This is a genomic window from Microvirga sp. BSC39 (assembly GCF_000739015.1).
Lineage (GTDB): Bacteria > Pseudomonadota > Alphaproteobacteria > Rhizobiales > Beijerinckiaceae > Microvirga.
On the sequence record NZ_JPUG01000031.1, the window covers coordinates 48,968 to 55,442 of the forward strand.

Consider the following 6,475-nt stretch of genomic DNA (forward strand, 5'->3'; position numbering starts at 1 on the left):
TCCGCGGCCAAGGGGCTTTTCTTATGAACGAGAACGTGAATCTGACCGATCTGCGCCAGGGCGTCCGCCCGGTGGACCACCCGCCCGTGAGGGCCGGGCGGATCGGCGTGCTTCTGATGAATCTGGGCACTCCCGAGGGCACCAGCTACTGGCCCATGCGCCGCTACCTGAAGGAGTTCCTCTCCGACCGGCGGGTGATCGAGACCCCGCGTCTGCTCTGGTGGCCGATCCTCAACCTGATCATCCTGACGAAGCGCCCCGGGCCCAAGGGCCGCGATTATGCGTCGATCTGGAACAACGAACGCGACGAGGGCCCGCTCAAGACCATTACCCGCAGCCAGGCGGAGAAGGTGACCGAGCATCTGAAGAGCATCGCGGGTGACAGGATCACGGTCGACTGGGCCATGCGCTACGGCAAGCCCGAGGTGCGCGAGCGCATCCAGGCGCTGCTCGACCAGGGCTGCGACCGCATCCTCCTCGTGCCGCTCTACCCGCAATATGCCGCCGCCACGTCGGCTACCGCCTGCGACCAAGCTTTCCGCGCGCTCATGGACATGCGCTGGCAGCCCACCGTGCGCGTCTCGCCGCCCTACCACGACGATCCCGTCTACATCGACTCCGTGGTCTCCCTGATGAAGAAGGAGCTGGCGAAGCTCACCTTCGAGCCGGAGGTGGTTCTCGTCTCCTTCCATGGCGTGCCGAAGGAATACCTGCTGAAAGGGGACCCCTACCACTGCCAATGCGTGAAGACCTGGCGCCTGATGCGCGAGGCCTTCGGCTGGTCGCCGGACAGGTTCCGCATGAGCTTCCAGTCCCGGTTCGGCACGGCGGAATGGCTCCAGCCCTACACCGACAAGACCGTCGAGGCGCTGGCCAAAAGCGGCGTGAAGCGCATGGCCATCGTGGCCCCCGGCTTCTCGGCGGATTGCCTGGAGACCCTGGAGGAGCTCGACGGCGAGAACCGCGAGATCTTCATGCACAACGGCGGCGAGCAATTCGCCTATCTGCCCTGCCTGAACGATAGCGACGACGGCATGCGGGTGATCAACCACGTCGTGGAGCGCGAGCTTCAGGGCTGGATCTGAAGCTACGCGCACTAGGACTCCAGGCCTGTTTGGGATAGCGTGAGCCCTCTGCAACGACGTTGCCCGGGGGCTTCATGCTGGTGAGTGGTTTCGACATCTTCGTCATCGTTCTGGTGCTGGTCGTCGTGGTGACGATCGCCATGGGCATCCGGACGGTCCCGCAGGGCTATGCCTATACGGTGGAGCGGTTCGGTCGCTATTCGCGCACGCTCACCCCGGGCCTTGGCCTGATCGTGCCGTATATCGATCAGATCGGCAAAAAGGTGAACGTCATGGAGCAGGTGCTCGACGTTCCGAGCCAGGAAGCGTTCACCCGGGACAATGCGGGCGTCACCATCGATGCCGCCGCCTTCTATCAGATCCTCGATCCCGCCCGCGCCTCCTACGAGGTCTCGGACATGAACCAGGCCCTGCTGGTTCTGACCATGACCAACATCCGCACGGTGGTCGGCTCCATGGATCTCGACCAGCTGCTGTCCCATCGTGACGAGATCAACGAGCGCCTGCTGCGGGTCATGGATGCGGCCGCCTCGCCCTGGGGCGCCAAGGTCACCCGCGTCGAGATCAAGGACATTCTCCCGCCGCAGGACCTCGCCGGCGCCATGGCGCGCCAGATGAAGGCCGAGCGCGAGAAGCGCGCCGCCGTGCTCGAAGCGGAGGGCTTGCGACAGGCGGAAATCCTGCGTGCCGAGGGCCAGAAGCAGTCTCAGATCCTCGCGGCCGAGGGCCGCAAGGAAGCGGCGTTCCGCGATGCGGAAGCCCGCGAGCGGCAGGCGGAAGCGGAAGCCAAGGCGACCGGCATGGTCAGCGAGGCCATCACCAAGGGCGATCTCGCGGCGGCCAACTTCATCGTGGCCGAAAAGTACATCGATGCGATCCGCGCCCTTGCATCAGCGCCCAACCAGAAGGTGGTGATCGTGCCCATCGAGGCGGCGGGTCTCGCCGGGACCCTGGGCGGCATTGCCGAACTCACGAAATCCGTGTTCGGCGAGGGTGGCGCAGGCCTCAACAGGCCTGCCCGCAGCGTTCCCACGGTAACCGGAGGAAGCGAGCGCTCATGATCCGGGATGTCTTCATCGGCCTCGGGGCCTGGGCCTGGATCATCCTCGGCATCCTGCTGATCGGCGTCGAGCTTCTGGCGCCGGGCGCATTCTTCCTCTGGCTCGGATTGGCGGCCATTGCTACGGGCCTACTGGACGCGGTGCTTGATCTCTCCTGGCAATCTTCGGCGCTGCTCTTCGCCTTGCTCTGCGTGGCGGCGGTGATTTTGGGGCGGGCCGTCACCCGCTCCAAGACCCGGGACGAGCCTCAGGCCGAGATGCTCAACCAGCGTGGACAGTCTCTCGTCGGACGGGTCTTCACCCTCGAAGCGCCCATCAAGGACGGGGAGGGCCGCATCCGGGTCGATGACAGCTCCTGGCGCGTGACGGGAGCCGACCGCTTCGCCGGCGCCAAGGTGCGTGTGGTCCGAATCGAGGGCTCGACCCTCGTGGTGGATGATCCTTGAGGTGACGGAAATCAGGGGCCGGACCGATCACATGCTCGATGGTTCGGTCGTTCTTGCATTTTTGCAAAAGCAGCTTCTTTGAGAGCTTCCAAGTTCTGAGGTTTACGTAACGTACTGTTAAGCTGGTCTGATCCATTCGGTCCCAGAGCGGACGCCTCTTGTCTGCAGCCTTGCTTGTTTAATGGGACATATTCATGCGATCTCTTCGGACGCTTTCAATCCGCGCCAAGCTTCTTGGCGCATTCTCGTTCATGGTTCTGCTTCTTGCAGGTCTTGGTGGCCTCGGCATCTATGGCCTTCAGCGCATGAATGACCGTACGCACGAGATCGCGGACAACTGGCTCGTCGCGGTGCGTGAGATCGGTGGTCTCAATACGGAATTCACCAGGTTTCGTACCCACCTCCTGCGCCACGTCATTTCAACGGGCAATGACGCTCCAGTGATCGAACGGCAGATGGATGCCGCAATCAAGAGCATCGATGAAGCACAGCGTTCCTATGCCGGGACGATCACCCTGGACGAGGACCGCAGACAGTTCGAACAATTTGGTGTGTTGTGGCAATCCTATCAGAAGGAAGCCAAGGCCATCGTTCAGCTCTCGAACAATGGGGAGACGGCGGCTGCCCGGGACTACATTGCCCAGAAGGCTGTTCCTTTAGCCCAGCAGATCGACGAGGTCCTGACCAAGCTGGTCAAGTGGAACAGCAACGGGGCTGATGCCGCCCGGCAGAGCGCAGCCCAGGTCTTCGGGGCAACTCGGGCGTTCACGGCAGGTGTTCTGGTGGCGGGCGTTCTTGCCGCCATTGCTCTGGCGCTTCTGATCACCCGGTCCGTTTCGAACGGCATTGCATCCGTCGTTGCGCCGATGCGGTCTCTAGCTGCGGGCGATCTGGCGGCTCATGTTCCATTCCGCGGTGAGAAAACCGAGCTCGGCGCCATCGCCGATGGGGTTCAGGTCTTCAAGGATGCGATGATTGCCAAGAAGAAGGCCGACGAGGAGGCCGCTCTCGAGGCCGATGCCAAGATGCGCCGTGCCCAGAGGCTGGATGAGCTGACCAGACGCTTCGAGGCGAACGTGTCTGCGCTTACTCAGGGCCTGTCGAGTGCAGCGACTGAAATGGAGTCCACGGCACGATCGATGACGTCGATTGCCGATCAGACCACTCATCAATCCGTCAGCGTGGCGTCCGCTGCCGAGCAGACCTCCGCCAACGTGCAGACGGTGGCTGCCGCCACCGAGGAACTGTCCATCTCCATCCGCGAGATCGCGGCGCAGGTCGGTCAGTCGTCGCAGATCGCCGTGCGGGCCGTGGAAGGGGCGCGGCGCACCGATGCAAGCGTGCAGGCCCTGGCTGCGACCGCTGAGAAGATCGGCAACGTGGTTCAACTCATCAGCACGATCGCCGGCCAGACCAACCTGCTGGCGCTCAACGCCACCATCGAGGCGGCGCGGGCCGGCGAGGCCGGCAAGGGCTTTGCGGTGGTGGCCTCGGAAGTGAAGGATCTCGCAACCCAGACGGCCAAGGCAACCGACGAGATTTCGCAGCAGATCGGCTCGGTTCAGCAGGCGACCCAGCAGACGGTGGCGGCGATCCAGGAGATTGCGCGTACCATCACGGAAATGAGCCAGATCTCCACCTCCATTGCCGCCGCCATGGAGGAGCAGGGGGCTGCTACGGCTGAAATCTCACGCAATGTCCAGGAGGCGGCCCGCGGCACGGAGCAGGTGACCGGCAGCATCGGGGATGTACGGGTCGGCGCCGGGGAAACGGGAACGGCAGCCAGCCAGGTGCTGGGGGCAGCCCAGGAACTGGCCCGCCACTCCAACGATCTCGGCCGGGAAGTGGCTGAATTCCTGTCCGGAGTAAAGGCCGCCTAAGGCTCGATCCACTCCCCAGTAGTCTCGTAGGCCATCGTGGTTTGCCACGATGGCCTATTTTTGCGTCAGGCGGCTCCGGCGCGCAGCAGGTCAAGATAATGCACGAGGCCGACGGGCCGGCTGTTCTCGACCACGATCAGGGCCGTGATCCGGGAGGCCTCCTCCATCTCCAGGGCCGTGGCCACGAGGGCATCGGGTGCGATGGTACGCGGCGTCTTCGTCATGATGGCGGTGACCGGCAGCGTTGCGAGGTCAGGCCTCAGGTTACGGCGCAGGTCGCCGTCGGTGACGATGCCGGCGAGCGTACCGTCCCCGTTGACCACGATGACGGCACCAAAGCCCTTGCGGCCGATTTCCTCGATGGCTTCGCCCATGCGGGCCTCAACGCCGACCACCGGCAGGCGCTCGTCCTTGTGCATGATTTCGCGCACGAGCTTGAGGCGCGCCCCGAGCTTGCCGCCCGGATGGAAGACCCGGAAATTGTCGGCCGTGAATCCGCGCCGCTCCAGCAGGGCGACGGCCAGGGCATCCCCAAGCGCCAGCTGGACGGTGGTGGAGGTGGTGGGGGCAAGCCCGTTGGGACAGGCCTCCTTGGCCTTCGGCAGGGTCAGGCAGATGTCGGCGGCGCGACCCAGGGTGGATTCTGCATTGGACGTCATGGCGATCAGCGGCACCCGGAAGCGCCGGGAATAGCCGATGATGTCGGCAAGCTCCGCCGTCTCCCCCGACCAGGACAGGGCTATGATCACGTCGTCGGTCTGGATCATGCCCAGATCGCCGTGGCTCGCCTCCGCCGGGTGGACGTAATGGGCAGGGGTGCCGGTAGAGGCAAAGGTGGCGGTCATCTTGCGGCCCACATGGCCGGACTTGCCCATGCCGGTGACGATGACCCGGCCCTTGGCCGCCGCAATCGTCTCGATAGCCGCCGTGAAGAAGGGGCCGAGACCGTTGCCGATGGCTTCCATCAGAATGGTCAGCCCGTCCCGCTCGGTCTCAAGCGTGCGCAGGGCCGAGTGGATCGCCGGATCGGGCGAGTGGGGTGCGGGTTTTGCAAGTGCCATGGCCGCCCTTTAGCATAGGCGGACGGCCAAGAGGAACCCTTGGCGGAGCCCTGAAGCCGCTTACTTCTGCCGCAGCAGCGCTTCGAGTTCGCGGCGGAATTCCGCCGAGAGCTCCTCGCGCTCAAGGGCATAGGCCACGTTGGCCATGAGGAAGCCGATCTTCGAGCCGGTATCGTAGGTCCTGCCCTGGTACTTCATGCCGAAGAAGGGCTGCTCCTTCATGAGGCGGATCATGGAATCGGTCAGCTGGATCTCGTTGCCGGCGCCGCGCTCCTGGTTCGAGAGCAGGTCAAAGACCTGGGGCTGCAGGATGTAGCGGCCGGAGATGATGTAGTTCGACGGCGCGGTGCCCTTCGGGGGCTTCTCCACCATGCCGGTGATCTCGAAGGTCTGGCCGAATTCCTGGCCGACCGAGACGATGCCGTACTGGTGGGTCTGGTCCTCGGGCACTTCCTCCACGGCGATGATATTGCCGCCGTGCTTCTCATAGGCTGCGATCATCTGCTCCATGGAGCCGCGGCTGAGCATGTCGGGCAGGATCACCGCGAAGGGCTCGTCGCCCACCAGCTCCCGGGCGCACCACACCGCGTGGCCGAGGCCCAAGGGCTCCTGCTGGCGGGTGAAGCTCGTCTGGCCGGCCTGGGGCTGATCCTTGGCCAGGATCTCCAGCTCCTTGGTCTTGCCGCGGCCCTCGAGGGTGCGGTTGAGCTCGTAGGCAATGTCGAAATGGTCCTCGATCACGGCCTTGTTGCGCCCGGTGACGAAGATGAAATGCTCGATCCCGGCGGCGCGGGCCTCGTCAACCACGTGCTGCACCACGGGACGGTCGACGACGCACAGCATCTCCTTGGGCACAGCCTTGGTGGCGGGCAGGAACCGGGTGCCGAGACCGGCGACGGGCAGGACTGCTTTGCGGATACGCTTCATTGAATGAGCCATAGA

The 6,475-nt window shown here is 64.4% G+C and carries 6 protein-coding genes; 4 read left to right on the forward strand and 2 right to left on the reverse strand.

Annotation, left to right across the window (positions count from 1 at the left end):
- Nucleotides 1-23 precede the first annotated feature (23 nt).
- From hemH to MA07_RS03950, 4 genes are all read left to right on the forward strand, one after another.
- Entirely contained in the window at nt 24-1,085 is a 1,062-nt protein-coding gene (hemH, locus tag MA07_RS03935) for a ferrochelatase (protein WP_036347242.1), read from the forward strand.
- A gap of 74 nt (nt 1,086-1,159) precedes the next feature.
- Entirely contained in the window at nt 1,160-2,146 is a 987-nt protein-coding gene (locus tag MA07_RS03940) for an SPFH domain-containing protein (RefSeq protein WP_152568711.1), read from the forward strand.
- Nucleotides 2,143-2,592, forward strand: a complete 450-nt coding sequence (locus MA07_RS03945; RefSeq protein ID WP_052002818.1) for an NfeD family protein — start codon at nt 2,143-2,145, stop codon at nt 2,590-2,592. The genes MA07_RS03940 and MA07_RS03945 overlap by 4 nt, the downstream gene beginning before the upstream one ends.
- A gap of 194 nt (nt 2,593-2,786) precedes the next feature.
- Complete coding sequence (locus tag MA07_RS03950; RefSeq protein ID WP_036347245.1) at nt 2,787-4,472, forward strand: MCP four helix bundle domain-containing protein; 1,686 nt, start codon at nt 2,787-2,789, stop codon at nt 4,470-4,472.
- Nucleotides 4,473-4,537: 65 nt separating this feature from the next.
- On the opposite strand, the gene MA07_RS03955 is transcribed toward MA07_RS03950, so the two are convergent.
- Together MA07_RS03955 and MA07_RS03960 are read right to left on the reverse strand one after the other, a co-directional pair.
- Nucleotides 4,538-5,533, reverse strand: a complete 996-nt coding sequence (locus MA07_RS03955) for a KpsF/GutQ family sugar-phosphate isomerase (RefSeq protein WP_036347248.1) — start codon at nt 5,531-5,533, stop codon at nt 4,538-4,540.
- 60 nt (nt 5,534-5,593) lie between these two features.
- Nucleotides 5,594-6,460, reverse strand: coding sequence for a UTP--glucose-1-phosphate uridylyltransferase (locus tag MA07_RS03960; RefSeq protein ID WP_036346368.1), 867 nt, complete (start codon nt 6,458-6,460; stop codon nt 5,594-5,596).
- Nucleotides 6,461-6,475: the final 15 nt, after the last annotated feature.